We start from the raw sequence: 26,642 nt of genomic DNA, 5'->3' as shown, positions 1-26,642 counted from the left end.
ACAACCTGTTTGACTGCTTCAGTTTTAAACTCTTCGGGATAACGCTTACCGCTCATGGGCACCTCTCTTTAAGCCATCTTAAATGACTCTGAGGTGTCTGTTAAACCCGTGGCGATTCACGAATGGATTTCATTTACAGCTACCTACCGCACTTATCGGCCATCCATTTTTTAGCACGCTTTACCTGATAACAACCATCTATGCGTTCCTTTTGCCGTGTCGTCCGAAAACCCGTGCGACACTCATTGAATTGAAAACAAAAAAGCCACCGTGAGAGGTGGCTTAATCATATGATTTTAAAGCTAAAATTTGGTGTCCCCTGCTGGACTTGAACCAGCGACCAAGCGATTATGAGAAGCGTGACTAAAAGAGATGTTTTTGCTCTGCCGCCATTTTGTCACCATTGATGTTAGCAGGTGAGGCTAACTCTCAGTTTTATAAGGGGTAACATTTCAAGCAACAAAAAACCCATTACCATAGGTAATGGGTTTCATGGTTTTTAAATTTTAGCGAGCCAATCTAAAACAGCACCACGTAACTTCACAAGTTCTCCAATGTTTTCGGTCAAGCCAGTAGAAACCTGATAGAACCTCATGCTATCCCATCCATGAGTTGGAGTAAGAAGTAATTTTCGTCTTAAAGATTTTACATAAGGAGCATCGTAAGGTTCTTTTCCCGATGAACCTTTCTTTAAAATTTTTGTGTAACGCTTGCCATTTTTGTGAATCGAATACAAATCACCATCTTCATCGATAGAATATCCAGCATTGGTTAAATGCTGATAGAGGCTATGAAAACTGAGAGGCTGATCTTCAAATTTTCGTTTGCGAGAATTCTTTTTTAAGAAAGATTTGATAGTTTTAAACTCATCTTTCCGGTCTTTTGCAATCTCATGTGCTGCTGTTTTGCGCGTGAAATCGTATAGGTCGATATCGGAGCATTTATCGAGCCAGTACCCGCCTTTATCTAGGAAGCACATAGTTACCAGCAATGCAGTTCGTTTGTTGCCATTATAGAATGTGTGGTTAGATATTATCCCATGAAACAGCGCGGCAGCTTTATCTAAAGTTTCCGCATAAGCGTCCTTGCCATTTATCGTCATGAAAGGGCGAGCAATAGCAGATTCAAGAAGCTCAACACTTTTAACACCTGGAGGTGATATCGGGTCTTCAGAATACTCGTAATGCTTAGTTAAATATTCGTGAATGTTAACAACTTCATGATATTCAATCATTTTAGTTCCTTTATAATCCATCGAAATTTTACAAGAACAAAACTAACTGCTTCTCATCAAACGATGAGTGGACGTAAAGTGGACATGGACAAAGAAAAGGGGCTACGTTTTCACGTAACCCCTTGTTTTAATTGGTGGGCTGGCGGAGTCTGAATAAATTCGATAATTTATTGAATTAAAATGTTTTTAGTGAATTCAACTTTCAATTGTGTACCTAAACGTGTACCAATCGCTTCGCCTAACAGACTTTTGGGCTCATTTCTTACGTGCATTTATCCAGCTCGGCAGTAAGCCTGTTTATCTCATCCCGAATGTGTTTCCGATGCTGTTTTAACAACAAGCTGGCTGGAACAACACGCTCAATGATGGTCGGCTTCCTGCTCACGTACTCCGTGACGAGCCGCTTAACATCTTCTTCTGTCCAGCCATCCATCACTGGCGTTGGGTTATAAAGAAGATTAGCCTGGAGGGCAGGGGCAACTTCCTCATCCAGAATCACAAAGATCGCTTCCCGGCTGAGCCCGGACTCCTTTAATACCTGAGCCATCCATCGATAGTCATAGCCCTGGAGTTCCCGACCGGTGAAAAGTTCCGATAAGGCGTGCCAAACCGTGATGCAGTTTGCTTGATCGTTATCTGTCAGTTGCATGTTACTTCCTCCCGACGCTGAAAAATAAGAGGATAAGAATTTTCCTGGATTGTAAACGAAAGCAAAAAATGGCTGCCAAATGCTCAATCACGGTAGTTAAAATGATCATGGGATATAAGAAAAGGAAAAGGCAAATGGTTGATATTACAGCAGAGATGCTTTGGAATATTGCCAGGCATTACCGGCATATAGAAAGCCTGCTAAATTCACAGCATTACAATGTCCATGCCATAGCACCACATTTGAACCAATGGTTTACCGTTTATGGAATAAATACAGAATTAAGAGCCGCTCATTTTATAGCGCAAGCTTGTGTTGAAACCGCCAACTTTTCCAGATTAACCGAAGTTCCAAGAGATGGTGGCAGAGAATATGATGCAGGAACGCGGATAGGACGTAATTTAGGTAATACAGAAGTAGGTGATGGTCCAAAATTTATAGGTCGTGGGTTATTACATCTGACAGGTAGAGAAAATTATACGAATTTCGGAAGCCAGTTTGATAAAGATTACGTAACCGATCCCACTATAGTTGCAAGGAATCCATATGTTGCCGTTAAGGCAGCTTGTTATTATTGGGATCTCAGGCATGTAAATGCAGCAGCAGACAGGGATGACGTAAATAAAGTAACCCTTCTCGTGAACGGTGGCTACAACGGTCTCGAAGAAAGGAAAGGGGCGTTGATAAGAGCAAAGAGAGAGCTTGGAATAATATGAAAGTATCAACTGGCATTCTAACATTATTACTGTGTGCTATAACTTTTCCGTCTTTGGCTGCTGCGAAACAGTCTGAGTTAACTTGTAAAGCTCAGGCAATAACAGAAGCAAATAAACTGCTGGCTTTTTATCGGGACAACGATGACAGGGCTGAGGTTGATAAAGATGTAACTGCATTAGCGAAGATGCAAAATCCGGAAAATAAATCGCAATATTTTGATGTATTGCAGACCTGGGGTTATATCTACAAAGGCAAGTATCGTATGAGATTCATCTTCCTCAATGATTGTACGCTCATGGGGGAAGAAATTTTAGAGTATGCTAATCCTTAGTATCACTCTGATTTTCGCATATATATCGGGGCGGCATTTTTGCCGCTCCCTACGATAAATTGAATAACAAAATTTCGCTTAAATTCCAGTTTCTCTCCAAGCCCAAAATAGCCCTTTAAAGTCAGTCCTGGGCTCTTCAATCGGATTCTCAGATATGTTCTGTGCGCAGAGTGCTCTCTTTCTGTAGCGCGCTTTCCAACAAGCATTAGGCCGATGGGTGTAAAAAGTTTTTTTTGTGTTTACCGTTCACACTGTTCACTTTACCATTTTTTTATTATTTATCAGTGTTATGAGTGGTGATGAGTCAGTGAATAGTGAACAGTACACTGTTCACCTCCGGGGGCGTCAGATAGAAAAAGACCGGCAATTGCCGGTCTGTGGTGGTTATTTCGTTGCGGGCTCGTCGCATTTCGGCAGCCAGTCTCCGTTGCTTTCTTCTTTCAGCGTCAGGTTAGTCTGCATCCCCTGATTTGTTCGCCGCCTGTCATAGTTCAGGCCGTACTCTTTGAGCATGGTCGGCAATCCCTTGCCGAACATCGTCAGGCTCAGGGTGTTCTTATAGCCGTGTGCTTCCATGTACACCAGATAGGCGTGATAAAGATACTGGCGAGGCTGACGCGGAATAATATTGGCGTTCCCCATGTACATGCCGTCCGGTTCCGGGCGTTCCTGCAAATAGCCGCAAAAATCAAAAGCCGGGTCGGCGTCGCGCTTGATGCTCAGTGCCTCGCCGGAGTTCTGCTGCGACTGGAGCAGCGTGCGGGCGGTCATCGGATCGCTGAACCGCTGCATAAGCTGACGCACAATCACCGCCAGCTCGCGGGCAATCTTGTCCTTAAGATGCGGGTCGCGCTCCTCCGGGGCAATCTGTTCCGGGAAATGCAGGATAACCCGGCGACGGGAGACGCCGCCGCTACGGTCAGTGAAGCGCATCGGGTTATTGTTCACGGCCAGAATTACCGCCGGGATATGGGTTGAATAGGCATCGCGGTATTTCGGGTCAACCGACACGGCATCGCCGCCGGTGATGGCCTTGAGCCCGGCACCGTCCCCGCTCCATTTCTCCTGGTCAGGCAGACGAATCAGCGAGAAACCAATCAGCGCAGCACGCTCGCGGGGTGATTCCAGCGTCTCGATGGTCGCGGAGGTGGCGTTGTCCTCGCCTGCGAGCATAGTCGCAATTTCGGCCAGAATGCTTTTCCCGCTTCCGCCTGGCCCCGTCACTTCGAGAAAGAGCTGCCAGTCATAGCGGTTCGCCAGCACCATAAACAGCGCGGCGAGTATCACGTCGCGTTTGTCGGCGTGGCCACCGGCAGCGCGGTCGAGCCAGCGCCAGAAATGCGGGGCATGGGTTTCCAGTGTTTCGCCCGCCACCGGCGGGGTGAAATCCACTTCGCACAGGGTACGCAGCCAGTGGGATTTGTGGTGCGGGCTGAATGTGCCAGTTTTCGTGTCCAGCACCCCGTTACGGAAACCAATCAGCCGCCGTGCCGGCGCGCCCTGTTGCGGGACAATCAGTTTCAGCGTTTCCACCACTGACGCAATTTTCCCTGATGAGAACGGCGCGCGCAGGCGCTGAAAGAGTGCTGCCACATCGCGGGAGAAGTCAGCCGGGGAAATCACTTTCCAGGCTCCGGCTTCATAGCGGGAAAGAAGCTGGCCGTTCGCATCCACGGCCAGCGCCTCACCGTAGTGCTCATGCACCCGCATCGCCTTTTCACTGGTACTCATGGCGGTAAATTCCGCCTCGCTCATGGTGTCAAACGGGCTCGCGACCGGCGGCTTAATGGCATCGTAAAGCGCCCGGCGCGTGGCGTCCTCACCATTCAGGGTAAACGCATCATTCCAGTCACCGAACACCGGCGGCAGGGCAACCATACCGGCACAGGCCTCTGCGGCCGCAGCGGCTTTTGTCTGGCCATCGCCATTCAGGTCACGGTCGGCAGCGAGGACAATCTGACAGCCCGGATGCAGGTTGCGGGCAAGGCTCGCCAGAGAAAGGAGGTTGACGGACGACAGCGCCACCATCACGCTTTCGCCTGTCAGGTGATGCACGGTCAGCGCCGTGGCGTACCCTTCCGCTATCCACAGACGTTTCCCTGCCTGTTTCTGTCCTTCGATGGTGTGGCATGCCCCTTTCACCTGGCCGCCTTTCAGGGTGCGCTTGTCGCCGTCAGCGTTAATGAGCTGGAGGTTAACCAGCGCGCCGGTATCGTCATACAGCGGGACAACCACATCCCCGGCGCGGTAGGTCACGCCGCCGGTTTTGTGCGTGGTTGTCAGCGTCAGGCATTCCAGAGCGGGAAAGCCCTTGCGGGTCAGATAGGCGTTACCGGTGGCTGAGCGGCTTTTCGCCAGCAGACTTGCCGCCAGCGCGGCGGCCTCCCTGCGGCTGGCTTCGGTTTCCGTTGTATCAGCAGCAATTACCTCCGGGGCAACCGGCGGCAGGCTGCTGGTCACGGCATTCACCCGGTCGGCGGCTTCGTTGACCGTCACGCCCAGCGCCTTTTCAACCAGGCTCAGCCCGTCGCCCGCGCCGCACTGGTTGCAGAACCACGTCCCGCGCCCCTCTTTATCGTCAAAGCGGAAGCGGTCAGCGCCGCCGCACACCGGACAGGGCTGATGCCGGTTCTTCATCACTTTTACGCCCAGCGCCGGGAGAATGCGCGGCCAGTGGCCGCATGCCTGTTTCACGGTTTCCGTTACGTTCATTTTCATTATTTTTCCTCAGTGCACGACCGGCGCGGTGATATGGCGGGCGCATAACTCTTCCATCACGGTAAGGCCGAGAAAGGAGAGCGACGGAGCGGTTTTGAGCGGTGCGGCATTCATTAAATCTTCCAGCAGCGCACAGGCAATCTGACGGCCTTTATCCTCGCCGTGCTGGCGCAGATAAAACCCTTCCAGCTCGGCGGCGATGGCGGATTCCAGCGCATCGAGGGTGAGATGCGGGTAACGGTGCTGGCGCTGACACAGGGTCAGCCAGGCACAGGCCACGGCGCGGCGGTAAAGCGCGGCGCGCAGGACGGGCGGTAACGGCTGTTTCATACCTTCTCCTCCCCGTCGAGCCAGCGACGGTTGCAGCGTTCGATCACCGCATCGAGCTGATCCGTCATCAGGTAAATCAGGGAAATGAGTTGCAGACGCTCAGCCGGATCGCGGCGGAGGGTCACATTGTCCTGTTCAGCAGCCAGCTCGCTTACCAGATGGCCGATATTGCGCAGGTGCTCAAGATACCGGAGATCATCAAGGGTGAGGATGGAGTGGCTCATGCGCGCACCTCCGCAACCGGCAGGCGACCGGCAAACGAGAGGACATACTCGCGAACGAGGGAGCGACGGGCGGTGCGTTCATCGGCGGCAATAATGCGCAGCATACAGACACGCGGTTTACGCCCGGAACGACGAACGGCAGCGAAAATAAAGATAAATTGCGGGTGAGACAGGGTGAGGATCGTAGCCATGATGGCAGCCTCCTTGAAGTAGTGTGAAAAACTACCACCGGAAACGCCAATTTCACTGGTGGCAGCCCGAACGGGGTTGGCGTAACCGGCCTTCAAGGGTACCGGCCAGCCCGAAGGCTGCCCCGCCCGGACTGCCATTATCTGAACGAAACCATGGTGCAAAATTGGACACCACAGCCCGGAAAATGGGTATGTCTGAGCCACGACATAAAAAAACACGCCTGGCGCGTGTTGTGTCGCCTTGAAGTCATTCGGAACGCCAATTCCGGCTGCCGATTTTGCGGCAGCGGGAAAACTATACCTGGAAACGCCGACAGGAAGCAAGCCAGAAAAAGGGGCGTTTTGCTGACCGGACAACATCATGCATCACAGCCCCGGTTACGTGCCGCGATGCGGTCACTCATCCAGGCAGTAATTTCACTGTGCGCCCACGCCACGTTTTTTCCACCGAGAGAGATTTGTTTCGGGAAAGCCTCCCGGCTGATGAGGTCGTAAATGGTAGAGCGGGACAGACCGCATAAATGCATCACTTCCGGCAGACGTAAAAAGCGCTCCTGAATAACGTCGGAAACCGGCATTAACGGCGCGGCAGGGGCAGAAGACGGGGAAGAAAAAGCGGTGTGCATCGGGCTACCTCATAATGTCCATACAGTGCCGGTCGTGTCTTTCCGGCGTCAGGTAGCGCTCTATTTTGTGAATAAAAACGGAGAATGCAACAGGGGAAAACCAGCCAAACATGAACACAGCGTCGCTCAAAAAATGAGCACATGATGAATATAGGGCAATATAGATGAATAGTGGGCAGGAGGTTAAAAATGATACTGGTAAATATTATTCTGCCTATTGATTCCCTGTTATTAACAGGAAGAAAAAAGTAAAAAAATAACAGCGGCAAATGTGTGACATAGAAGTGCGGTGAACAGTAGTGAACAGTCGGTGAACACTTAATTTCTCAACTGTTCACCATTTAACTTACTGTATTATCTATTCTTTTATTTCTCAGTGAACAGAGTGAAGAGTTAATTACAGAAAAACAAACAGAAAGAGGGGTTTCCGGAGACCTCTTTCTGGCGAGCCATTTTTTTCAGCGGGTTTCTGTGCCATCCCGGCCACAACTGCAATCAGTCGTATCGTTGTGCAGGGCGCTGCAGAATGCGCTCAGGTTGATAACACAGCGAGCCCCGACATGAAAACTGAACTGATTACCGCCGTCATGAAAACCCTCGGCAGCACCCAGGACGCGAAAACCCGCACCGCTATCGACAGCGCCCTCAATGCCATGAATAAAAAGGCCAGCGAAGAGAATGCCGCCGCTGTAAATCGTGCCGTAGAGACGTTCACTCAGGCAAAAGCCGCCCACACCGGCAATATGATGAAGCTGAACGATATCGGCGCGGCCATCACCCGCAGCGAAAAGGAGCGTGAGAACGCCCTGACAGAAAGTGCCGAAGCGGAACAGAGCTGGCGCGAGCGTTTCCGTACCCTGCGCGGTGAAATGACCCCGGAGCTGAAAGCCGAGCACGGCAGACGCATTGCCGGTCGCGAGCTGGCGGAGGAGTTCACCGCCCTGATTGCGGAGCTGGAAACCGATAAATCCCTCGCAATGCTGGCCGCCTGCGCCTCGGGTGAAAAGTACGTGGAAGAACACCGGACAGCGTTTGGCCTGTACGCTCAGAGCGAATGGGCGGACGCCATGAAGACCGTCAGCCCGGCGCTGGTCAGGGCATTCGCGCTGCGTCTGCGCGCGCTGGAAATGCAGCAGGCGGAACGCCCGCTCAATACCCTGATTCAGGAGCTCGGCGGCCATGTTTCCGTTCAGGCCGGGTTTTACACCTTCGATATGGACAGGGAGCCGGTACTTTCACTGCTTGGCCTGTACCGCCCGCCGCTGACCGGTGTGGATATGGCGCTGTATAAAAGCCCGGTGAAGCGAACACTGCTCGCCACTCGACTGGCTGAAATGAGAAAGCAGGCGGAGGGCTGAGGCATGTTTCACTGTCCGTTCTGCAGACAGCCCGCGCACGCTCGAACAAGCCGCTATCTGACGGAAAACCTCAAACAGCGTTATCACCAGTGCACCAGTATTGAATGCTCGGCCACGTTCCGCACCACCGAGACGCTCGACGGCGTGATACGCAAACCGGCAATGCCGGAAACCCCGGTTTTACGGGCAGATATTCAGCCACAATAATTTCCCGAAAATCTCCTGATTTATGTGCGCCGGTACGCGTTACCGGCTGCGCCCTCCGTACCCCGAAAAAACGCAAAAAAATCCCGATATTCTTCCGAAAAATACCCTGCATGCATCAGGTGCATTTAACTGCATTTATTTCTCTGCCAGCCGGAACCCCGTCAGCGCCAGTCCTGGCACGGCCTGAGCCCGGCCATGTATCTGCATTTAAACCGCCCTGCAAAGCGGGCAGGCGAGGCGGGGAAAGCACTGCGCGCCATGTAGTGATACTTAATTAAACATTGATTAAGGCTGGTTAAATGATCATCTATGGACTTGTGTCATTTTGATTCAAAATAAGACCAATCTGAAATAGTATTGAATGGCTCACCTATGGATAGTGTAGAAAAGCTCAAATTGATTGACTGGAAAGAGTTAATCGTTAATAAACATACTTGGATTGAATCAAGATTGGTAAATCACCCCTCAGATACTGACGCCAAGATTGTATCTAGGATCTTTACCATCCCTTTCAGCGGTGTTATTCAAGAGCATCAGCCTTTAGTTGACTCGATGGCCGATGCAATTGAACATTACGTATTTGATAAAGAGGCTTTAAGTAAAATGAAGGCCGAGGGGGTCACTCCCTTTAGGAAGGCTGCTCAGTTCTTCGGCGACACAAACCCAGTTAAGGATGGCAAATACGGTGAATTGCTTCTCTATATCCTGTCAGAAGCTATACTAAATACACCAATGGTTTCACATAAAATCACTAGCTTAAGTAACTTAAATGATCAAGTTAAAGGTGGTGATGGTGTTTTTTTTGGCGTATATAGAAATAATTTATCAATATTAATTGGTGAGTCAAAGATTTATAAGAGTTTTAGCGGCGCATTGGACAGCGCATTCGATTCGCTTGATCGATTCACTAGAAGCTATACCAATGGTGCTCTAGGGCATGAACTTTTCATGGCTAGAACTAATGTTTCAAATAATTTTGACTTTGAGACTATGGAATTAATATATAGAGCTTTTACTCCCGGAGATGAAATTTATTCTGAGTGTGTTAAAACTCATCCGGTCTTACTTGTTTTTGAAGATAATGAAATAAAGAAAATTGAAGAGAAGGCAGTTAATAAGTCCGAAGCGGAAAATCTTTTTAATGTATGGCTTACCACAAAAAAAAAGGCAATCAAAGCTGCGATTGATGAGAGATTAGCGAAATATCCAAACGTGAAACCATGTTTCTTGGACTTCTTTTTAATACCAATGACAGATGTGGGGGAGTTTAAAAAATCGTTGTATAGGGCTATCCATGGAATAGACTATAAAGAAAATTAAAATCTTTTAGGAGCGGATATGAGTGAGAGCACTGCGACCACAGCGATTAATCATAAAGACTTTACAACGGTTTTTAATTCCTTAATTGAACATCTCTTCTTGAGGAACCGAGGAGAAGGACAAAAAATAGATCTTTCTGATGAAGCAATTAGGAGGGCTACTTGGCTTGCTTCATTAGGTTCGTCAGGCAATGAAAATGATAAGAATATAGCAAGTGCTTTTGGTACTCTACTTTATTTGTATGATATGAACAATGAATTATATATAAAAGCCTGTTATGTCTTGCAATCTAGAGCAGGTAATATAGTTTCAGCGAAGCATCTGGCAGGTCTCTTTGATGAAGAAAATTTTTTAAAGCATTTTAGCGTCTCACTAGATTTTGAACTGGTAAATCAAAAATATTTACTTGAAAAGAAAATTCCAGGTGAAAATCCAATTTATTTTACGCATTTTCAAAGGGATTTATGGGATAAACTAGAGAATGGTGAAAACGTTGCCGTATCTGCACCCACTTCTGCAGGTAAGTCATTTGTAATCAAAAAATATATTTATGAGCATGTACTAAAAAGTAATCATGGCTATTTTGTTTATGTTGTTCCCTCCAAGGCACTCATAAATCAAGTTGGCAACGAGATGTCACGAGAATTAAAAGATATTGCTATTGTGATGACAACTTACAAGCCCTTGGAAGAAGATAAACTAAAGGTTGTATATGTATTAACGCCTGAAAGATGCATGAGGTTATTGGATGAAAAAAATAACAAGGAGCCTGAGATAGTTTTCTTTGATGAAATACAAAACATTGAGGACAACAGTAGAGGTAATGTTTTTGAGAATATTATTTATAGAATGACTAGTCTGTGGAGGTCAACGCAATTTATCATGGCTGGGCCATATATAAATAATTTACATGAATCACTTGGTAAAGTTGTTGATATTAATTTGGTCGAACAAAAAACTTCAGCAACACCTGTTTTACAGTTAAAAGTAATTCTAACAGTTCATAAACAAAAGAAAAGCGTTAGTTATAAACTAATTAGTCCTGTTGGAGAAACAGTATTAGGTGAATACAACATTGGTAAGGCTTTATATAGCAAGCTCGCCTCTTCAAAAGGGACAGCTCTAAGATATATAACTTCAATTTTGGACTCTAAAGAGCAAAATATAATATATGCTCCTAAAAAGAATTTGGCAGAAGGATGGGCATTAGCTATATCAAAAACAGATGATGAAGAACTTGAGGATAATGAGTCTGATTTTATATATGACGAAAGAATAGAGGATTTATGTTCCTTTTTAGAGAGGGAAATTCATCCTCTCTATTCCCTTGTAAGAAGTTTAAAAAAAGGTGTTGCTTTTCATCATGGTGGTTTATTAGATGTGGCCAGGCTTGAAGTAGAGGATCTTTTTTCGGATGGGGTAATAAAAAACTTAGTATGTACTTCTACCTTATTACAAGGGGTTAACCTTCCTGCAGATAGAATGATCGTAATCTCACCTAAAATTGGAGATTATGAGTTATCTCACTTTGATTTCCTAAATTTAATTGGTCGAGCCGGTAGGATTAATACATCGTTATATGGGGAGATTTTTTGCATACAACTAGTTGATGAAGAATGGGCTGAGGGAAAAATTGATTCAAATGAAATAAAAGAAATACAATCTGCAGTTCTAAAAAAACTGAATGAGCATGGCGAATCTGTTGTTAGTTATATTGATATATATAGTAATGATATAATAGATAATCAAGGTGATTATAAGGCTATCAATTTAGCGTCATATTTGAGAAGCCAATTTTTAGTTGATAGATTGCATTATGAAAAAATAATAGAAAACTCAAATCTGACAACGAACCAAATTAGAGTAATGACTAACAGGCTTGAGGCTTTAGAGGATGATTTAAAGATCCCAAAAGATATTCTTTATAAAAATCCATTTATTGATCCTTTATTGATTGATCAACTATATTTTTTGGTTGAGACTGAAGGTGTTAATAACTGGCTTATGGACAGGTATCCGGGAACCAAATCTGGTTCGTCGGATTTTAATGTAGACTTCAAAGATATGAATTACTATAACCAATATAAAAGCATAATTGTGCGCATGAATGATATTTTTAATATTGAAACGGAAATCAACTTTAAAGAAGATGGCATAACCAGGAAGACAAAGCATTATGTTTCAATTTTCAAATTAATTAATGACTCTCACAAATGGATGCAGGGAAGGAATTATAGATATTTTATTGATAATATGGTTAAGATTAAATTAAATAGTAGGAATATAACTGTTGACTATAAAAAAATTGATGGTATTACTAATTTTGTAACTACACACATTAATACTAATCTTACATTTATTTTAGTTAAGTATCTTTCACTATGGTCGGATGTTATAAGTTCTTTTATGTCCGAGAATGAACGTACTGAAAAAGCTTTTTTTCTAAATCTTTCATCAATGTTAGAAATGGGGAGCTATGATCCCCAAGTTCTGGAAGTGATGGCTTATGGAATAAATAGAAGCACTGCAATTGAATTATTGAGAAACGAAAGAATAAGAGATGGCCAAACAACAGAGCAGTTTTTATCACAGTACAATTTAGAAAAACTTTCACCATTACACCGGAAGTACTTGCAAAGGGCAGGTTTTGGTTCTTCAAGAACAAAAAATAATTAGCTATCTCTTTTTTTGATGACTTTTTCGATATGATTTCCCCACCAGGCAAGTAATTCTTGCCTTTGTGGGAGATAAGTGGAGCGATTATAAGCTCTACGTATCTCATTCTTATCAATATGCGCTAAAGCAGCTTCAATTACATCTGAATTAAACTCAGCTTCGTTCATGCATGTGCTGGCTATAGAACGCAAGCCATGTGCAACAAGTCTTCCACCATAACCAATTCTCTTTAGAGCAGCATTAGCAGTTTGGCTATTCATTGGTTGCTTTGGGTCATTCCTGCTAGGGAAAACATGCTCGCGATGTGCGCTGATAGGTTTCATCACCTCTAGAATCTCTAATGCCTGAGGCGATAAAGGAACAATGTGCTCGCGCTTAGCCTTCATCCGCTCTGCTGGAATTGTCCAGAGTTTTGCAACGAGATCGATCTCTGCCCATCTAGCGCCCGAAGCCTCTGATGGACGAACAAGTGTCAGGAGCTGCCATTCAATCAGGCAACGAGTCGGAACAGATAGATTCGACATAACCAAAGACCGCATGAGCTTCGGCAATTCTTCCGGTCGCAATGTTGGCATGTTCTGCTTTTTCGGTTTTTCAAAGGCCATACCAACACCTGATGCCGGATTAGCATCGATCAGGCCGGTATTAACTGCATAAATCATTATCTCATTAACGCGCTGTACCAAGCGGCGCACCGTCTCTAGCGCGCCACGTGCTTTGATTGGCTCCAGGGCTTCAACAATTGTTCTGGCTTTAATTTCCTGAACAGGTATAGCCCCGATAGCAGGGAAAACGTCTTTGTCCAAAGAGCGCCAAATGTCTTTCGCATAGTCTTCTGTGACGCTCTTGCTTTTAATCTGGAACCAGTTAGCGGCCACGGTTGAGAAAATGCTGTCCAACTCAATCTGGCGTTGTTCTGAAGCTTGCTCCTGTTGCTGTTGAGGATCTATCCCTTGCGCGAGTGTAGTTAAATGCTTGTCGCGTATTTGACGAGCTGCTGCAAGCGTAAGGGCAGGGTATGAACCGAGACTTAGATTAGTTCGGCTGCTGCTTCCAGGTCGTTGATAACGGAAGCGCCACAGTTTTTTCCCAGAGGTTTTGACGAGTAGGAATAGGCCATCACCATCATGAAGCGTGAAGTCTTTTTCGCGGGGCTTAGCTTTGAGGATTTCGTTGTTAGTGAGGGGGCGTGTGATGCGCGCCATGTCTGGATCCCTTCCATAATTGGTACACGTTTAATGGACCACAGTATACCGTGTACCTAAACGTGTACCAATTTTCTCTGGATTTAGCCGGATGACCTCGGACGATTACAGACACAAAAAAGCCCGCAGGGCTTGTGCCATGCGGGCTTTCAGGATTTCACCGGACGTATCCGGATCATGAAGTGGTGGAGCTGGCGGGAGTTGAACCCGCGTCCGAAATTCCTACATCCTCGGTACTACATGCTTAGTCCAGTCTTTAATTTCGCTTGCCGGCTGCGGACGGACACGCCACTAACAAACTAGCCTGATTAGTTTTAACGCTTCAACCCCAGGCAGGGCCTCCACGCGATCTCTTTTGGGTTTGACCTCTCTTGATCCCCGTCCTAAGAGCGGAGGCTAGGGAGAGAGGGCTCTAAGCAGGTTATTAAGCTGCTAAAGCGTAGTTTTCGTCGTTTGCGACTATTTTTTTGCGGCTTTTTACGAGGCCAACCGCCCCTCGGCATGCACCTTGGGTTTCGCGAATCCCGTCGAATCCAGAATCAGCCCCAAAAGTGTGACGATGAGTATAACAGATTTATGACGTGCCATTCCAGTCCATATCACAATGACTTTTGAGGAGGGAAATGTGATTAGTGTTTGTCCGCAGCTATTCAATATGATCCATGCCGTATTTGTTATTGCTTTATGCAAACAAAGCGTTCACACCAGACGGCTAACTTACTAGTGCGTATAGAATTGACCCCCGATCGTCTGTGATTGCTCGCTTTATGGTGGTGATTTACGCGCACACAAGGAGCAATTAGCTGGTCAACCGCACTGGAAAATCTTTCGTGGTCTGCGGGGGTGATTGCTAATATGGAGATCAAAATCGGTGCTGGATTATCTATAAAGCCATTGAATGAGGTGTTGAGAGGCGTTCGGGGCCCTCTCCCGGATTGAGAGGGCGAAGCGGGCGTGACTAACGCCCGGCGTTTTTCATAATGCGTGCTTTATCCAACTGCCATTCGCGTTCTTTCAGATCTGTGCGCTTGTCATGCTGTTTCTTACCTTTCGCAACGCCAATTTTCACTTTGCACCAGGCGTTTTTCCAGTACAGCGACAGTGCCACCACGGTATAACCTTCGCGGTTAATACGGCCGTAGAGTGAATCGAGTTCGCGCTGGTTAAGCAGCAGTTTGCGTGTGCGAGTCGGATCGCAAACGTAGTGACTGGAGGCTACAGTCAGCGGCGTAAAGTTTGCGCCAAACAGAAAGGCTTCGCCGTCTTTCAGAATAACGTAGCTGTCGCCAATGTTTGCTTTACCGGCGCGTAAGGATTTTACTTCCCAGCCTTGCAGTGCCAGCCCGGCCTCAAATTCCTCTTCGATAAAGTATTCATGGCGGGCGCGCTTATTCAGCGCAATGGTGGCTGAACCTGGTTTGTATGCTTTTTTCTTCGTCATAGTGTCGTGAAGCCATCCGGTAATCTGATATCTGAAACTGACCTCATTGCGTCCTGTGAGGTTTAGCCGGTTATCTTAGCATGAGTTAGGGCATTGCGTTTTCCTTTCAACCTGGGGAAATGGTATTATTTGACGATTGTGTGAACGCGGAAAACGATATGCCTCAGATTAGCCGTACTGCGCTGGTGCCTTACAGCGCGGAACAAATGTACAAGTTAGTGAATGATGTAAAATCTTACCCGCAGTTTTTACCTGGCTGTACTGGCAGCCGGGTGCTGGAATCCGGGCCGACGCAAATGACTGCGGCGGTGGATGTTTCCAAAGCCGGGATCAGCAAAACGTTTACCACGCGCAATACGCTGGACACTAATCAAAGCATTTTGATGCATCTGGTCGATGGTCCTTTCAAGTCGCTGATTGGTGGGTGGAAATTTACCCCGCTAAGCGCCGAGGCTTGCCGGATTGAGTTCCAGCTTGATTTTGAATTTACCAATAAGCTGATTGAGCTGGCGTTTGGCCGCATCTTTAAAGAGCTGGCGGCAAACATGGTGCAGGCGTTTACGCACCGGGCGAAAGAGGTTTACCGTGCCGGGTAATATTGCGGTTGAAGTGGCTTACGCACTACCGGAGAAACAATATCTTCAGCGGGTGACGCTCGAAGTGGGCGCAACCGTTGAGCAGGCGATACTTGCTTCCGGTTTGCTCGAGCTACGTGATGATATTGATCTGAAGGTGAATAAGGTCGGTATTTACAGCCGCCCGGTGAAATTGCACGATCCTGTGCACGACGGTGATCGCGTAGAGATTTACCGCCCATTGATTGCCGATCCGAAAGAGTTGCGCCGCCAGCGCGCTGAGAAGTCAGCTAAGAAAGCCTAAGCTGATAGCAGAGGGTTTTTTCCTGCTCCGGTGGTAAGAGCCCGAACACGACGGGAAAAGAGCCGACATAAATGGCTCAAACCAACTCAAACAAAAAAGGTGCTCATTGAGCACCTTTTTGCATTTCTGAAACCTTAGCCTTTGGTCAGCGCAGGTTTGTTATCCATATTGGTCAATACGCCGTTGCTGCTGAAAGTCAGCGTCAGGGTTTGCTGCGAAACATCTTCATGGCCCGGCTGCTGGCGGAACACGTAGAACCAGGTGTTACTGCCAAATGGGTCGGTCATCATCGGCGTACCCAGTGCATAAGCAACCTGCTGTTGCGTCATACCTACGCGGATTTTAGAAACATCATTTGGCGTCAGGTAGTTCCCCTGATTGATATCAGGACGGTAAACCACGCGTTCTACGGTAGAGCAACCTGCGGTCAACATCAGAAGAACCGCTGCGGCAGCAGTCAGCATTTTACAGCGCATAGTGATTTGATTCCTTTTCGGCCCGAACAATACGTGGCTCATATGTAATATGCCGATGATAATAGACCTTTCGCCAGTTTAAAACCTTTGCCGGCGGGTCTGTTGTCGATTTTGTCGAGAACTCAGACCGTCATATTACAAAAAAGTTTACGCTGCCAGCAGCTCTTTGGCGTTCGCCAGCGCGTTGCGGGTCACTTCACTACCGCCAAGCAGGCGCGCCAGCTCCTGCAAACGGGCGCGTTTATCCAGCGGCTGCATATGCGTTTCGGTCATTGCGCCATCCGTTTCTTTGCTGACAAAGAAGTGGTGGTGGCCACAACCGGCAACCTGCGGCAGGTGTGTTACGCACATTACCTGCGTGGATTCGCCCAACTGGCGCAGCAGCTTGCCTACAACAACGGCCGTCGGGCCGCTGATGCCAACGTCGACTTCATCGAAAATCAGCGCCGGAGTTTCCATCTTCCGCGCGGTGATCACCTGGATAGCCAGCGCAATACGCGACAGTTCACCACCGGAGGCGACTTTGGCGATTGATTGCAACGGCTGACCGGGGTTGGTGGTCACACGAAATTCAATGCGATCGGCACCTTCAGCTGTCAGCGAGTGGGCATCAAACGACACATCAATGGTAAACACACCATGCGGCATGGAGAGCGCATGCATGCTTTCGGTAATTAATTCGCCAAGTTCCTGCGCATATTTCACGCGCTGGTCATGCAACTGCTGGGCGGTCGCCAGCGCGAGCTGGTGGTGCTGCGTGACAGCCAGCGCCAGGGTTTCCTGGGAATCAGCCTGCTCGTCGAGCAGTTGCTGCTCATCAAGCAGCGACTGGTGGAATTGAGGCAACTCTTCCGGGCTGATGTGATGTTTGCGCGCCAGCGAAATCTGCCGTGAGATACGCTGTTCCAGCTCGTACAGGCGGTTCGGATCGAGATCTAAGCGGTCGCAGTAATGGCGAAGCTCATCGCTGGCTTCACTAATCTGAATGGCAGCCTCTTCAAGCATATCCAGCACGCCAGAGAGACGAGCGTCCATACCTGCCAGTTCGCCAAGCAGCTGACGCGCGGTATAGAGCTGACTTTGCAGATTGGCCTCTTCCCCGTCTGCCAGCACGTTCAGCGCATGCTGGCTGGTAGAAAGTAACTGCCCGCTGTTGGCGAGGCGTTTGTACTCTTCATCAATCTGCTCGAACTCACCTGGCTGCGGGTTAAATTCGTTCAACTCTTTCAATTGATAGTGCAAAAGCTCTGCGCGGGCGGCGCGCTCCTGGCTTTGCTGTTGATGTTGAGCCAGCTCGCGGCAGCTTTGATGCCAGGCTCGGTAGTGTTCGGTCATTTGCTGAGTGAGCGCATACTCACCGGCGTAGCCGTCGAGCAGGTTTTTTTGCTGCTCGGGCTTAATGAGGAGCTGATGCGCGTGCTGACCGTGGATCTGAATGAGCAACTGGCCCAGTTCACGTAGCTGAGAAAGAGGTACCGCCGTGCCGTTGATAAAACCACGGGAGCGCCCGTCGCTGCTGATCACTCGGCGAAGTAAACACTCACGCCCATCTTCGAGCTGGTTCTCTTCGAGCCAGCGTTGGGCGGCTGGAGTATCTTTTAGTGCGAAGCGGGCGCACAGGTCGGCGCGAGGCGCGCCAGCGCGTACCATGTCGGCTTCCGCACGGCCGCCCAGGCATAGCCCGAGCGCATCAATGGCAATCGATTTACCCGCCCCGGTTTCGCCGGTAATAGCTGTCATCCCGCTGTGAAAATCAATCTCGAGCTCACGAACGATAGCAAAATTACTGATGGTCAGTTGTGCCAACATGGTTGCTTTCCTGTATGAAAAACCATAACTGTGTTTTCGTACAGTATAAACTGGTTTTATATACAGTAAAGCGTTGTGCGATGATTTTCAGAACAATTTTTTTGACCAGCCAAGTTTAGAGCTTAACGTATTGAAATAGCTGTAATCTTTAGGGTGAATAAGGTTGAGGTGATAGTCGCAGCGGCGGATTAACACATCTTCGCCTTCCTGAATCGGCAACGCGATTTGGCTATCGCAACTCACTTCCAGATCGCTGCGGCGGTGGGAAAAACGCAGGCGAATGGTGCTGCTGCTGTTTATCACCAGCGGGCGCGCAGACAAGGTGTGCGGGAACATCGGTACCAGCGTGATAGCATCCAGCGATGGCGTCAGAATTGGCCCGCCGGCGGAGAGCGAATAGGCGGTGGAACCGGTTGGTGTCGAGATAATCAGCCCGTCGGAACGCTGGGAAAAGGCAAAAACTTCGTCGATATAGACTTCAAATTCTATCATATGGGCAACTTTGCCCGGGTGCAGCACCACTTCGTTGATCGCGGTACTGATGCGCTTCTGGCACTCTTGCTGGCAGACCTGCACTTCCAGCAAAAAACGTTTTTCAGCGATATAATGACCTTCCAGCACGTCGGCCAGCTGTTGCTGCGCGTTGTCGGGATCGAGATCGGTGAGGAAGCCGAGGTTGCCGCGGTTAATCCCAATAACCTTGATATCATAGCGCGCCAGCGTGCGCGCCGCGCCCAGCATATTGCCGTCGCCGCCGACAACCACCGCGAGATCGGCTTGTTGACCGATTTCTGCCAGCGTACCGGTTTTCACATGATTGAGCTGCAATTCCTGGGCAATCTGTTGTTCGACAATGACGTCATAACCTTTGGCGCTTAACCAGCGATATAACATTTCATGTGTGGTCAGTGCGGTAGGGTGCCGTGGATGCCCGACAATACCAATACACTTGAAATGATGGGTCATTTTCTGGAGGTCCTTGTGGCGAATGAAATGATGACAATCTGTCACGTTCCCTTGAATCCCGGAAACGGATCCCCATAATAATGCAGGTTAGCGAGATGAATGCAAAAAAACGCGGAGAAATTCATGAGTAGTAAAGAACAGAAAACGCCTGACGGGCAAGCCCCGGAAGAAATTATCATGGAACAGCACGACGAAGTTGAGGCAGTTGTTGAGTCTGACGATTCTGCTGGGCAGGTGGATCCGCGCGATGAGAAAATTGCGAACCTTGAAGCGCAGTTAGCTGAAGCGGAAAACCGCGAGCGCGAAACTGTTTTACGCGTTAAAGCGGAAATGGAAAACCTGCGTCGCCGTACCGAACAGGATATCGAGAAAGCGCATAAATTCGCGCTGGAAAAGTTCATCAATGAACTGCTGCCGGTTATCGATAGCCTGGATCGTGCACTGGAAGTGGCGGACAAAGACAACGCCGAGATGGCAGCGATGGTTGAAGGCATTGAACTGACGCTGAAAAACATGCTGGATGTGGTGAAGAAATTCGGCGTAGAAGTAATTGCTGAAACCGACGTTCCGCTGGATCCAAATGTGCATCAGGCGATTGCCATGGTGGAATCTGAAGAGATTGCCGCCGGTAAAGTGCTGGGCGTGATGCAAAAAGGTTACACCTTAAATGGTCGCACCATTCGCGCTGCGATGGTGACCGTTGCTAAAGCGAAGGCGTAACCCTTTCAGATAAAGCCCTCTCCGCCCGGAGAGGGCTTTTTTTCGCTTATTCGGCGACGCTTTCCCGCAGCGCTTTCACCGGGATCACCTGAACCTGCTTAATCATATTGTCCTGCACGTCAAGAATATCGATGTCGTACTGCTCGATACGAACACGTGTACCCACCGCCGGGATCTCTTCCAGCGCTTCCAGCAGCATACCGTTAATGGTGCGGGCTTCATCTTCCGGTAAGCGCCAGTTAAAGGCTTTATTCAGTTCGCGCACGTTGGCGCTACCATCGATGATCACCGAGCCGTCATTTTGCGGCGTGGCTTCATCCGCCAGTGCAGGCGACATGGAGGTGGTAAAGTCACCGACAATCTCTTCCAGAATATCTTCGACCGTCACCAGCCCCTGAATATCGCCATACTCATCGACCACCAGGCCGACTTTCTTTTTATTGCGCTGGAATTTCACCAGTTGCACGCTCAGCGGCGTGCCTTCCGGGACATAGTAGATTTCATCGGCGGCGCGCAGCATCACCTCTTTGGTGAACTCGTTTTTTTCCGTCATCAACCGGTAGGCTTCGCGCACGCGCAGCATGCTGATGGCGTCGTCCAGCGAATCACGGTAGAGCACAATGCGGCCATGCGGCGAGTGCGTGAGCTGGCGAACAATGGCTTTCCAGTCGTCGTTGATATCAATGCCGACAATTTCGTTGCGCGGCACCATGATGTCGTTAACGCTGACTTTTTCCAGATCCAGAATCGACAGCAACATGTCCTGGTTGCGGCGGGAAATTTGCGAGCGTGATTCGTTCACAATGGTGCGCAGCTCATCTTTGCTGAGCGCGCCGCTGACCACCACATCCGCTTTAATACCCACCATACGCATCAGCACGCGCGTCACGCCGTTGAGCAACCACACCAGCGGCATCATGATGACTTGCAGCGGCGCCAGCAGGAAACTACTGGGGAAGGCCACTTTTTCCGGGTAGAGCGCTGCGATGGTTTTTGGCAGGACTTCGGCGAACACCAGCACCACAAAGGTCAGCACGCCGGTGGCGATAGCGACGCCAGCATTGCCATACAGGCGCATGCCAACAATGGTGCCAATTGCCGACGCCAGAATATTGACAAGGTTGTTACCAATCAGCACCAGGCTTATCAGGCGATCGGGTTTACGCAGCAGCTTTTCTACGCGTTTTGCCGCGCGGTTACCCTGCTTGGCTAAGTGGCGCAAGCGGTAGCGGTTGAGCGTCATCATTCCGGTTTCGGAACCGGAAAAATAGGCCGAAACCACGACCATGATGATTAGCGTAATAATCAGCGTCGTGGTGGAGATGTGTTCCAGGGGGAACTCCTTTGTGTTTAGCTCGCGAACTGCTGCAGAATGCGGCTGCCAAAATATGCCAGCGTTAAAATTCCCGCACCTGCAACGTTGAACCAGACGACCCTGCGGCCGCGCCAGCCCTCGTGGTAATGGCCCCACAGCAGAACAATGTAGACAAACCAGGCGATGATTGAGAGCACCGCTTTGTCGATATTTTCCATGCTGAACAGGTTCTGCATAAAGAACAGGCCGGTGCATAGCGTCAACGTCAGCAGCACAACGCCAACCTGGGTGATGTGGAACATTTTGCGCTCAATCACCATCAGCGGCGGCATTTCGTTGCTGAACGCCAGCCGTTTATTCTTCAGTTGATAGTCAATCCAGGCCAGTTGCAGCGCGTACATGGCCGCAATAATGAGTGTGGCGTAGGCAAAGAGCGACAGGCCAATATGCACCATCATGCCGGGCGTGGCTTCCAGATGCGTGATGTACTCATTGGGCACAAAAACGGCGAAAGCGAGGTTGATTAACGCGAAGGTATAGACAATTGGCAGCAGCAGCCAGCCGCGGTTTTTCGACGCCACAATGGTCATTACCGTACAGATCATCAGGCTGACCAGCGAACCGACATTCAGCAGGCTCAGATTTTGCCCGCCATCACCCGGGAACAGGCGTTCTTTTAAGCCGAAACCGTGGCAAATAAGTGCGATTACCGCCGAAAGGATGGCCATTCTGCGCCAGCCGCTGTTTTTTTGCAGCAGGCTGGGAACGATCAGCGCAATGCTGATTGAGTAGGCGACAAGAGCGATCAGGGCAAAAACGGGCATAGGATGTCGGCAGTTGACTGAAGAAGAAAGGAAAGCAGTATAACGTTACGCGACGTTGGCTCCAACAGTTGCATCACATACAGGAGCAATGTCTTCATGTTATACTCCGGGAAATTTCTGTTATGCGTCGCGCTGGCGGCCATCGTATCACCTCAGGCGAGAGACAATGTTTGATAATTTAACCGATCGTTTGTCGCGCACCCTGCGCAATATCAGTGGCCGTGGACGTCTCACTGAAGACAACATCAAAGATACCCTGCGCGAAGTGCGTATGGCGCTGCTGGAAGCGGACGTTGCGCTGCCGGTGGTGCGTGATTTTATCAACCGCGTAAAAGAGAAGGCGGTTGGTCATGAAGTGAACAAGAGCCTGACGCCAGGCCAGGAGTTCGTCAAAATCGTGCGCAACGAACTGGTTGCGGCGATGGGCGAAGAGAACCAGAGCCTGAACCTCGCCGCACAGCCGCCGGCGGTAGTGCTGATGGCGGGTCTGCAAGGTGCGGGTAAAACCACCAGCGTCGGTAAGCTCGGTAAGTTCCTGCGCGAAAAGCACAAGAAAAAAGTGATGGTCGTTTCTGCCGACGTTTACCGCCCGGCGGCGATCAAACAGCTGGAGACGCTGGCGCAGCAGGTTGAAGTCGATTTCTTTCCTTCTGACGTCGCGCAAAAGCCGGTCGACATTGTTAACGCCGCGCTGAAAGAAGCGAAGCTGAAATTCTACGATGTGCTGCTGGTGGATACCGCCGGTCGTCTGCATGTCGACGAAGCAATGATGGATGAGATCAAACAGGTTCACGCGGCGATTAAGCCGGTGGAAACGCTGTTTGTCGTTGACGCCATGACCGGTCAGGACGCCGCGAATACCGCTAAAGCGTTTAATGAAGCGCTGCCGCTGACCGGCGTGGTGCTGACCAAAGTGGACGGCGATGCGCGCGGTGGCGCGGCGCTCTCCATTCGCCATATCACCGGCAAGCCGATTAAATTCCTCGGTGTCGGCGAGAAAACCGAAGCGCTGGAGCCGTTCCACCCGGATCGTATCGCCTCGCGCATTCTCGGCATGGGCGATGTGTTGTCGCTTATCGAAGATATCGAAAGCAAAGTTGACCGGGCGCAGGCTGAAAAGCTCGCGAATAAGCTGAAGAAGGGCGACGGCTTCGATCTGACCGACTTCCTTGAGCAATTGCGCCAGATGAAAAACATGGGCGGCATGGCGAGCCTGATGGGCAAGCTGCCGGGCATGGGGCAAATCCCGGACAACGTTAAAGCGCAAATGGACGACAAAGTGCTGGTGCGTATGGAAGCGATCATTAATTCCATGACGCTGAAAGAGCGCGCCAATCCGGACATCATTAAAGGTTCGCGTAAACGCCGTATCGCCGCCGGCTGCGGTATGCAGGTGCAGGATGTGAACCGTCTGCTCAAACAATTCGACGACATGCAGCGCATGATGAAGAAAATGAAGAAGGGCGGGATGGCGAAGATGATGCGGGGCATGAAAGGGATGATGCCTCCAGGCTTCCCGGGTCGCTAAAACAAGGGCATAAGGCTATCTTGTTTGCCATTTTAGCCCTGGGGTGTGCTCGAAATGCTCACGTACTCCGTGTACGCTCCGCTTTCTGTGCGCACGCCGGAACTAAACTGGCTGCACCGATATACGCCTTATATCCCTTGTTTACTTTATCCTGATTGCAATTTCCCCCAAAATCAGTAAAATTTTCGGGCTTTTAATATGACACCGGGCTCCGTTCCTCGATGGGGCCTGGTGTTTTATTCACACAAGAGGATGTTATGGTAACTATTCGTTTAGCTCGTCACGGCGCTAAAAAGCGTCCGTTCTACCAGGTTGTTGTTACTGACAGCCGCAATGCACGCAACGGTCGCTTCATTGAGCGCGTTGGTTTCTTCAACCCGATCGCTTCCGAGAAAGAAGAAGGCACCCGCCTGGATCTGGATCGTATTCAGCACTGGGTTGGCCAGGGCGCTACCGTTTCTGATCGCGTTTCCGCGCTGATCAAAGAAGCACAGAAAGCAGCTTAATCTGTCACGGTGGTCATGATGAGCAAGCAACAAGCCGCACCGGTCCCTGTTGAGCCAATTATCGTCGGCAAGCTGGGGTCTTCTTACGGAATTCGTGGTTGGCTCAGAGTGTTTTCCTCCACCGAAGACGCCGAAAGCATTTTTGACTATCAGCCCTGGTTTATCCAGAAGGCGGGTCAGTGGCAGAGCATTGAGCTGGAAAGCTGGCGCTACCACAATCAGGATATCGTCATCAAACTGAAAGGTGTTGATGACAGAGATGCCGCGAATCTTCTGACCAATTGTGAAATTGTCGTTGATTCCGCGCAGTTGCCGGAACTGGAAGAGGGTGACTACTACTGGAAAGACCTGATGGGCTGCCAGGTAGTGACTACTGAAGGTTACAGCCTCGGTAAAGTCGTCGATATGATGGAAACCGGGTCGAATGACGTTCTCGTCATCAAGGCAAACCTGAAAGATGCATTTGGTATCAAGGAGCGGTTGGTTCCGTTCCTCGATGGGCAGGTTATCAAGAAAGTCGATCTCACTACTCAAACCATTGAAGTAGATTGGGATCCTGGTTTTTGAACCTCCGGATATACGGTAAAAGACGGCGCTATGTGGATTGGCATAATTAGCCTGTTTCCTGAAATGTTCCGCGCGATTACCGACTACGGGGTAACTGGCCGGGCAGTAAAAAATGGCCTGCTGAGCATCCAGAGCTGGAGTCCGCGTGATTTCGCTCACGACCGGCACCGTACCGTGGACGATCGTCCTTACGGCGGCGGACCGGGGATGTTAATGATGGTGAACCCGTTACGGGACGCCATTCATGCAGCAAAAGCCGCGGCGGGCGAAGGCGCCAAAGTGATTTATCTGTCGCCTCAGGGGCGCAAGCTTGATCAAGCGGGCGTCAGCGAACTGGCAACGAATCAGAAACTGATTCTGGTGTGCGGTCGCTACGAAGGGATAGATGAGCGCGTAATCCAAACCGAGATTGACGAAGAATGGTCTATCGGCGATTACGTTCTCAGCGGTGGTGAGTTACCAGCGATGACGCTGATTGACTCGGTTTCCCGGTTTATTCCGGGGGTACTGGGCCATGAAGCTTCGGCAACGGAAGATTCTTTTGCTGATGGGTTGCTGGACTGCCCACACTATACCCGACCTGAAGTGTTGGAAGGGATGGAAGTACCGGCGGTGTTACTGTCGGGGAACCATGCCGAGATACGTCGCTGGCGTTTGAAGCAGTCGCTGGGCCGCACCTGGCTTAGAAGACCTGAACTTCTGGAAAACCTGGCTCTGACTGAAGAGCAAGCAAGGTTGCTGGCGGAGTTCCAGCGTGAACACGCGCAACAGCAACAGAAACATGATGGGTTGGTTTAAGAAACCGCCCGAATATCAGTTTACCCAGGATAAGAGATTAAATTATGAGCAACATTATTAAGCAACTTGAACAAGAGCAGATGAAGCAGGACGTACCTTCCTTCCGTCCGGGTGATACCGTGGAAGTGAAAGTATGGGTTGTTGAAGGTTCCAAAAAACGTCTGCAGGCATTCGAGGGCGTGGTTATCGCTATTCGTAACCGCGGTCTGCACTCTGCATTCACTGTTCGTAAAATTTCCAACGGCGAAGGCGTTGAGCGTGTCTTCCAGACTCACTCTCCGGTAGTTGACAGCATCTCTGTCAAACGTCGTGGTGCCGTTCGTAAAGCTAAACTGTACTACCTGCGTGAGCGTACTGGTAAGTCTGCTCGTATCAAAGAGCGTCTTAACTAAGATAGCGCACACGCTACATCCAAAGCGTGTTATGAAACAAGGGGTTGGCGTAATGCCAACCCCTTTTTTTATGCCTGTTTGAAAACCACCTTTTGCGGCGGTGATAAGCATCAGGTTTTGCCGTATTGCTTTGAGATTTAAATCGTTCACAACAGGCAGCGATCTTTATTAAGCTTTTGATTGTGAATTTAAAACTGCGTCCTGTAGATACGCATGACAACACATTCTGGTTTCGCATCGTTATCTTTGAATTTACGCCTCGCCGAACTGGCAGACACCTGGTTTTAATTCAGGCCGACGTCCGGGCGCTTTCTGTATCAGCGGTTGTTATGCTCTGTTACCCGACATTGCCCACGTAATTTTTTCATTGCCCGCTATCGATACAGAAATAAAAAACCTGCTGGCGCAGGCTTTTGAGTATCTTCGCCGGATTACTTCCCGGCATGCGACGCGCTCACTTGCAGTGCTGGCGGGCGGACAATATAACGCGCCAGCGACTCATGGGTGACGAACGTACAACCACAGTGAATATTCTGGCACTGATGGTAGCGCTCTTTGGTTTCAGAACTGAGGTAGCGGCTGGAGCGCGCGTGCGCCGCTTGTTGGCATACCGGGCAATGCATCATGGTGGTTTC

At 49.4% G+C, this 26,642-nt stretch carries 29 protein-coding genes and 1 other RNA gene; 14 read left to right on the top strand and 16 right to left on the bottom strand.

Annotated features, from left to right (window positions below):
• Positions 1–499: 499 nt before the first annotated feature.
• Positions 500–1,234 carry a type II toxin-antitoxin system death-on-curing family toxin gene (locus JKP81_RS22915; protein ID WP_200553586.1) on the bottom strand — a complete coding sequence of 245 codons (735 nt, stop codon included), beginning with the start codon at positions 1,232–1,234 and terminating at the stop codon, positions 500–502.
• A 262-nt stretch (positions 1,235–1,496) separates the two neighbouring features.
• Positions 1,497–1,883, bottom strand: coding sequence for a hypothetical protein (locus JKP81_RS22910; protein WP_200553585.1), 387 nt, complete (start codon positions 1,881–1,883; stop codon positions 1,497–1,499).
• Positions 1,884–2,017: 134 nt separating this feature from the next.
• Here JKP81_RS22910 and JKP81_RS22905 point away from each other — a divergent pair, with 134 nt between their 5' ends.
• Together JKP81_RS22905 and JKP81_RS22900 are read left to right on the top strand one after the other, a co-directional pair.
• Positions 2,018–2,599 carry a glycoside hydrolase family 19 protein gene (locus tag JKP81_RS22905; RefSeq protein WP_200553584.1) on the top strand — a complete coding sequence of 194 codons (582 nt, stop codon included), beginning with the start codon at positions 2,018–2,020 and terminating at the stop codon, positions 2,597–2,599.
• Positions 2,596–2,931: a hypothetical protein gene (locus tag JKP81_RS22900; RefSeq protein ID WP_020454816.1), complete on the top strand. Its 336-nt coding sequence runs from the start codon at positions 2,596–2,598 to the stop codon at positions 2,929–2,931. Before JKP81_RS22905 ends, JKP81_RS22900 begins: the two co-directional genes overlap by 4 nt.
• Before the next feature lie 384 nt (positions 2,932–3,315).
• Here JKP81_RS22900 and JKP81_RS22895 read toward each other — a convergent pair whose 3' ends face one another.
• The 5 genes from JKP81_RS22895 to JKP81_RS22875 are packed head-to-tail and all read right to left on the bottom strand — an operon-like array spanning position 3,316 to position 7,020.
• Entirely contained in the window at positions 3,316–5,649 is a 2,334-nt protein-coding gene (locus JKP81_RS22895) for a primase-helicase zinc-binding domain-containing protein (RefSeq protein WP_200553583.1), read from the bottom strand.
• A gap of 9 nt (positions 5,650–5,658) precedes the next feature.
• On the bottom strand, positions 5,659–5,979 hold the full coding sequence (locus JKP81_RS22890; RefSeq protein WP_200553582.1) for a DUF5375 domain-containing protein: 321 nt from the start codon (positions 5,977–5,979) through the stop codon (positions 5,659–5,661).
• The gene (locus tag JKP81_RS22885; protein WP_020454813.1) at positions 5,976–6,203 is read right to left on the bottom strand and encodes a hypothetical protein; all 228 of its coding nucleotides are present in this window, start codon (positions 6,201–6,203) and stop codon (positions 5,976–5,978) included. Before JKP81_RS22885 ends, JKP81_RS22890 begins: the two co-directional genes overlap by 4 nt.
• Positions 6,200–6,757, bottom strand: coding sequence for a host cell division inhibitor Icd-like protein (locus JKP81_RS22880; protein ID WP_200553581.1), 558 nt, complete (start codon positions 6,755–6,757; stop codon positions 6,200–6,202). The genes JKP81_RS22885 and JKP81_RS22880 overlap by 4 nt, the downstream gene beginning before the upstream one ends.
• Positions 6,754–7,020 (bottom strand): AlpA family transcriptional regulator, encoded by a 267-nt coding sequence (locus JKP81_RS22875; RefSeq protein ID WP_017459906.1) that lies wholly within the window; start codon positions 7,018–7,020, stop codon positions 6,754–6,756. The genes JKP81_RS22880 and JKP81_RS22875 overlap by 4 nt, the downstream gene beginning before the upstream one ends.
• Before the next feature lie 560 nt (positions 7,021–7,580).
• Here JKP81_RS22875 and JKP81_RS22870 point away from each other — a divergent pair.
• The 4 genes from JKP81_RS22870 (at position 7,581) to JKP81_RS22855 (ending at position 12,581) form a co-directional block, all read left to right on the top strand.
• Positions 7,581–8,378 carry a capsid protein gene (locus tag JKP81_RS22870; protein ID WP_200553580.1) on the top strand — a complete coding sequence of 266 codons (798 nt, stop codon included), beginning with the start codon at positions 7,581–7,583 and terminating at the stop codon, positions 8,376–8,378.
• 3 nt (positions 8,379–8,381) lie between these two features.
• The gene (locus tag JKP81_RS22865) at positions 8,382–8,585 is read left to right on the top strand and encodes an ogr/Delta-like zinc finger family protein (RefSeq protein WP_200553579.1); all 204 of its coding nucleotides are present in this window, start codon (positions 8,382–8,384) and stop codon (positions 8,583–8,585) included.
• A gap of 372 nt (positions 8,586–8,957) precedes the next feature.
• A complete protein-coding gene (locus tag JKP81_RS22860; protein ID WP_017459909.1) occupies positions 8,958–9,905 on the top strand; it encodes a DUF1837 domain-containing protein in 948 nt (315 codons plus the stop codon).
• 18 nt (positions 9,906–9,923) lie between these two features.
• A complete protein-coding gene (locus tag JKP81_RS22855; protein ID WP_017459910.1) occupies positions 9,924–12,581 on the top strand; it encodes a DEAD/DEAH box helicase in 2,658 nt (885 codons plus the stop codon).
• Here the strand turns inward: JKP81_RS22855 and JKP81_RS22850 are convergent.
• The 3 genes from JKP81_RS22850 to smpB all read right to left on the bottom strand — a co-directional run bounded on the left by JKP81_RS22850 (position 12,578) and on the right by smpB (position 15,227).
• Positions 12,578–13,786, bottom strand: a complete 1,209-nt coding sequence (locus tag JKP81_RS22850) for an integrase domain-containing protein (RefSeq protein ID WP_200553578.1) — start codon at positions 13,784–13,786, stop codon at positions 12,578–12,580. The genes JKP81_RS22855 and JKP81_RS22850 overlap by 4 nt on opposite strands.
• Before the next feature lie 183 nt (positions 13,787–13,969).
• Positions 13,970–14,333: a transfer-messenger RNA gene (gene ssrA / locus JKP81_RS22845) on the bottom strand.
• Positions 14,334–14,744: 411 nt separating this feature from the next.
• Positions 14,745–15,227 carry an SsrA-binding protein SmpB gene (gene smpB / locus JKP81_RS22840; protein ID WP_017459912.1) on the bottom strand — a complete coding sequence of 161 codons (483 nt, stop codon included), beginning with the start codon at positions 15,225–15,227 and terminating at the stop codon, positions 14,745–14,747.
• Between the two features lie 158 nt (positions 15,228–15,385).
• Here smpB and JKP81_RS22835 point away from each other — a divergent pair, with 158 nt between their 5' ends.
• Entirely contained in the window at positions 15,386–15,823 is a 438-nt protein-coding gene (locus tag JKP81_RS22835) for a type II toxin-antitoxin system RatA family toxin (protein ID WP_025263873.1), read from the top strand.
• Positions 15,813–16,106, top strand: coding sequence for an RnfH family protein (locus tag JKP81_RS22830; protein WP_200553577.1), 294 nt, complete (start codon positions 15,813–15,815; stop codon positions 16,104–16,106). Before JKP81_RS22835 ends, JKP81_RS22830 begins: the two co-directional genes overlap by 11 nt.
• A gap of 134 nt (positions 16,107–16,240) precedes the next feature.
• Here the strand turns inward: JKP81_RS22830 and bamE are convergent, their stop codons facing one another.
• The 3 genes from bamE to nadK all read right to left on the bottom strand — a co-directional run bounded on the left by bamE (position 16,241) and on the right by nadK (position 19,357).
• On the bottom strand, positions 16,241–16,582 hold the full coding sequence (gene bamE, locus JKP81_RS22825; protein ID WP_017459915.1) for an outer membrane protein assembly factor BamE: 342 nt from the start codon (positions 16,580–16,582) through the stop codon (positions 16,241–16,243).
• A gap of 147 nt (positions 16,583–16,729) precedes the next feature.
• The gene (recN, locus tag JKP81_RS22820) at positions 16,730–18,391 is read right to left on the bottom strand and encodes a DNA repair protein RecN (RefSeq protein ID WP_200553576.1); all 1,662 of its coding nucleotides are present in this window, start codon (positions 18,389–18,391) and stop codon (positions 16,730–16,732) included.
• An 87-nt stretch (positions 18,392–18,478) separates the two neighbouring features.
• Positions 18,479–19,357 (bottom strand): NAD(+) kinase, encoded by an 879-nt coding sequence (nadK, locus tag JKP81_RS22815; RefSeq protein WP_017459917.1) that lies wholly within the window; start codon positions 19,355–19,357, stop codon positions 18,479–18,481.
• A gap of 123 nt (positions 19,358–19,480) precedes the next feature.
• Here nadK and grpE point away from each other — a divergent pair, with 123 nt between their 5' ends.
• Entirely contained in the window at positions 19,481–20,077 is a 597-nt protein-coding gene (gene grpE / locus JKP81_RS22810; protein WP_200553575.1) for a nucleotide exchange factor GrpE, read from the top strand.
• A gap of 46 nt (positions 20,078–20,123) precedes the next feature.
• Here the strand turns inward: grpE and JKP81_RS22805 are convergent, their stop codons facing one another.
• Both JKP81_RS22805 and JKP81_RS22800 read right to left on the bottom strand, forming a co-directional pair.
• Positions 20,124–21,410, bottom strand: coding sequence for an HlyC/CorC family transporter (locus JKP81_RS22805; RefSeq protein WP_025263874.1), 1,287 nt, complete (start codon positions 21,408–21,410; stop codon positions 20,124–20,126).
• A gap of 17 nt (positions 21,411–21,427) precedes the next feature.
• Positions 21,428–22,216: an inner membrane protein YpjD gene (locus JKP81_RS22800; RefSeq protein ID WP_200553574.1), complete on the bottom strand. Its 789-nt coding sequence runs from the start codon at positions 22,214–22,216 to the stop codon at positions 21,428–21,430.
• 166 nt (positions 22,217–22,382) lie between these two features.
• Here JKP81_RS22800 and ffh point away from each other — a divergent pair, with 166 nt between their 5' ends.
• From ffh to rplS, 5 genes are all read left to right on the top strand, one after another.
• Positions 22,383–23,744, top strand: a complete 1,362-nt coding sequence (ffh, locus tag JKP81_RS22795) for a signal recognition particle protein (RefSeq protein WP_200553573.1) — start codon at positions 22,383–22,385, stop codon at positions 23,742–23,744.
• 257 nt (positions 23,745–24,001) lie between these two features.
• Positions 24,002–24,250 (top strand): 30S ribosomal protein S16, encoded by a 249-nt coding sequence (rpsP, locus tag JKP81_RS22790; protein WP_007370708.1) that lies wholly within the window; start codon positions 24,002–24,004, stop codon positions 24,248–24,250.
• A gap of 18 nt (positions 24,251–24,268) precedes the next feature.
• The gene (gene rimM, locus JKP81_RS22785) at positions 24,269–24,817 is read left to right on the top strand and encodes a ribosome maturation factor RimM (protein WP_017459924.1); all 549 of its coding nucleotides are present in this window, start codon (positions 24,269–24,271) and stop codon (positions 24,815–24,817) included.
• A gap of 30 nt (positions 24,818–24,847) precedes the next feature.
• Positions 24,848–25,615 (top strand): tRNA (guanosine(37)-N1)-methyltransferase TrmD, encoded by a 768-nt coding sequence (trmD, locus tag JKP81_RS22780; RefSeq protein WP_017459925.1) that lies wholly within the window; start codon positions 24,848–24,850, stop codon positions 25,613–25,615.
• Positions 25,616–25,659: 44 nt separating this feature from the next.
• Positions 25,660–26,007, top strand: a complete 348-nt coding sequence (gene rplS / locus JKP81_RS22775) for a 50S ribosomal protein L19 (RefSeq protein WP_004104634.1) — start codon at positions 25,660–25,662, stop codon at positions 26,005–26,007.
• A gap of 431 nt (positions 26,008–26,438) precedes the next feature.
• On the opposite strand, the gene JKP81_RS22770 is transcribed toward rplS, so the two are convergent.
• Positions 26,439–26,633, bottom strand: a complete 195-nt coding sequence (locus JKP81_RS22770) for an ogr/Delta-like zinc finger family protein (RefSeq protein ID WP_017459926.1) — start codon at positions 26,631–26,633, stop codon at positions 26,439–26,441.
• Between the last annotated feature and the right edge of the window lie 9 nt (positions 26,634–26,642).

It is taken from the genome of Kosakonia sp. LAM2021, assembly GCF_016620385.1.
In the GTDB taxonomy this organism is placed as follows: Bacteria; Pseudomonadota; Gammaproteobacteria; order Enterobacterales; family Enterobacteriaceae; genus Kosakonia; species Kosakonia sacchari.
The sequence above is the reverse complement of the archived record's forward strand: the minus strand, read 5'-3'. Positions and strand labels throughout refer to the sequence as shown.

What these genes read in the sequence shown, in the direction of transcription:
- JKP81_RS22860 (WP_017459909.1), top strand. Translation starts at nt 8,958, where the DNA reads ATGGATAGTGTAGAAAAGCTCAAATTGATTGACTGGAAAGAGTTAATC.
- recN (WP_200553576.1), bottom strand. Translation starts at nt 18,391, where the DNA reads ATGTTGGCACAACTGACCATCAGTAATTTTGCTATCGTTCGTGAGCTC.
- JKP81_RS22855 (WP_017459910.1), top strand. Translation starts at nt 9,924, where the DNA reads ATGAGTGAGAGCACTGCGACCACAGCGATTAATCATAAAGACTTTACA.
- JKP81_RS22915 (WP_200553586.1), bottom strand. Translation starts at nt 1,234, where the DNA reads ATGATTGAATATCATGAAGTTGTTAACATTCACGAATATTTAACTAAG.
- JKP81_RS22910 (WP_200553585.1), bottom strand. Translation starts at nt 1,883, where the DNA reads ATGCAACTGACAGATAACGATCAAGCAAACTGCATCACGGTTTGGCAC.
- JKP81_RS22770 (WP_017459926.1), bottom strand. Translation starts at nt 26,633, where the DNA reads ATGATGCATTGCCCGGTATGCCAACAAGCGGCGCACGCGCGCTCCAGC.
- JKP81_RS22865 (WP_200553579.1), top strand. Translation starts at nt 8,382, where the DNA reads ATGTTTCACTGTCCGTTCTGCAGACAGCCCGCGCACGCTCGAACAAGC.
- JKP81_RS22890 (WP_200553582.1), bottom strand. Translation starts at nt 5,979, where the DNA reads ATGAAACAGCCGTTACCGCCCGTCCTGCGCGCCGCGCTTTACCGCCGC.
- JKP81_RS22885 (WP_020454813.1), bottom strand. Translation starts at nt 6,203, where the DNA reads ATGAGCCACTCCATCCTCACCCTTGATGATCTCCGGTATCTTGAGCAC.
- smpB (WP_017459912.1), bottom strand. Translation starts at nt 15,227, where the DNA reads ATGACGAAGAAAAAAGCATACAAACCAGGTTCAGCCACCATTGCGCTG.
- bamE (WP_017459915.1), bottom strand. Translation starts at nt 16,582, where the DNA reads ATGCGCTGTAAAATGCTGACTGCTGCCGCAGCGGTTCTTCTGATGTTG.
- nadK (WP_017459917.1), bottom strand. Translation starts at nt 19,357, where the DNA reads ATGACCCATCATTTCAAGTGTATTGGTATTGTCGGGCATCCACGGCAC.
- trmD (WP_017459925.1), top strand. Translation starts at nt 24,848, where the DNA reads ATGTGGATTGGCATAATTAGCCTGTTTCCTGAAATGTTCCGCGCGATT.
- JKP81_RS22835 (WP_025263873.1), top strand. Translation starts at nt 15,386, where the DNA reads ATGCCTCAGATTAGCCGTACTGCGCTGGTGCCTTACAGCGCGGAACAA.
- JKP81_RS22895 (WP_200553583.1), bottom strand. Translation starts at nt 5,649, where the DNA reads ATGAAAATGAACGTAACGGAAACCGTGAAACAGGCATGCGGCCACTGG.
- rimM (WP_017459924.1), top strand. Translation starts at nt 24,269, where the DNA reads ATGAGCAAGCAACAAGCCGCACCGGTCCCTGTTGAGCCAATTATCGTC.
- JKP81_RS22850 (WP_200553578.1), bottom strand. Translation starts at nt 13,786, where the DNA reads ATGGCGCGCATCACACGCCCCCTCACTAACAACGAAATCCTCAAAGCT.
- rpsP (WP_007370708.1), top strand. Translation starts at nt 24,002, where the DNA reads ATGGTAACTATTCGTTTAGCTCGTCACGGCGCTAAAAAGCGTCCGTTC.
- JKP81_RS22880 (WP_200553581.1), bottom strand. Translation starts at nt 6,757, where the DNA reads ATGATGTTGTCCGGTCAGCAAAACGCCCCTTTTTCTGGCTTGCTTCCT.
- JKP81_RS22900 (WP_020454816.1), top strand. Translation starts at nt 2,596, where the DNA reads ATGAAAGTATCAACTGGCATTCTAACATTATTACTGTGTGCTATAACT.
- JKP81_RS22875 (WP_017459906.1), bottom strand. Translation starts at nt 7,020, where the DNA reads ATGCACACCGCTTTTTCTTCCCCGTCTTCTGCCCCTGCCGCGCCGTTA.
- grpE (WP_200553575.1), top strand. Translation starts at nt 19,481, where the DNA reads ATGAGTAGTAAAGAACAGAAAACGCCTGACGGGCAAGCCCCGGAAGAA.
- ffh (WP_200553573.1), top strand. Translation starts at nt 22,383, where the DNA reads ATGTTTGATAATTTAACCGATCGTTTGTCGCGCACCCTGCGCAATATC.
- JKP81_RS22800 (WP_200553574.1), bottom strand. Translation starts at nt 22,216, where the DNA reads ATGCCCGTTTTTGCCCTGATCGCTCTTGTCGCCTACTCAATCAGCATT.
- rplS (WP_004104634.1), top strand. Translation starts at nt 25,660, where the DNA reads ATGAGCAACATTATTAAGCAACTTGAACAAGAGCAGATGAAGCAGGAC.
- JKP81_RS22905 (WP_200553584.1), top strand. Translation starts at nt 2,018, where the DNA reads ATGGTTGATATTACAGCAGAGATGCTTTGGAATATTGCCAGGCATTAC.
- JKP81_RS22870 (WP_200553580.1), top strand. Translation starts at nt 7,581, where the DNA reads ATGAAAACTGAACTGATTACCGCCGTCATGAAAACCCTCGGCAGCACC.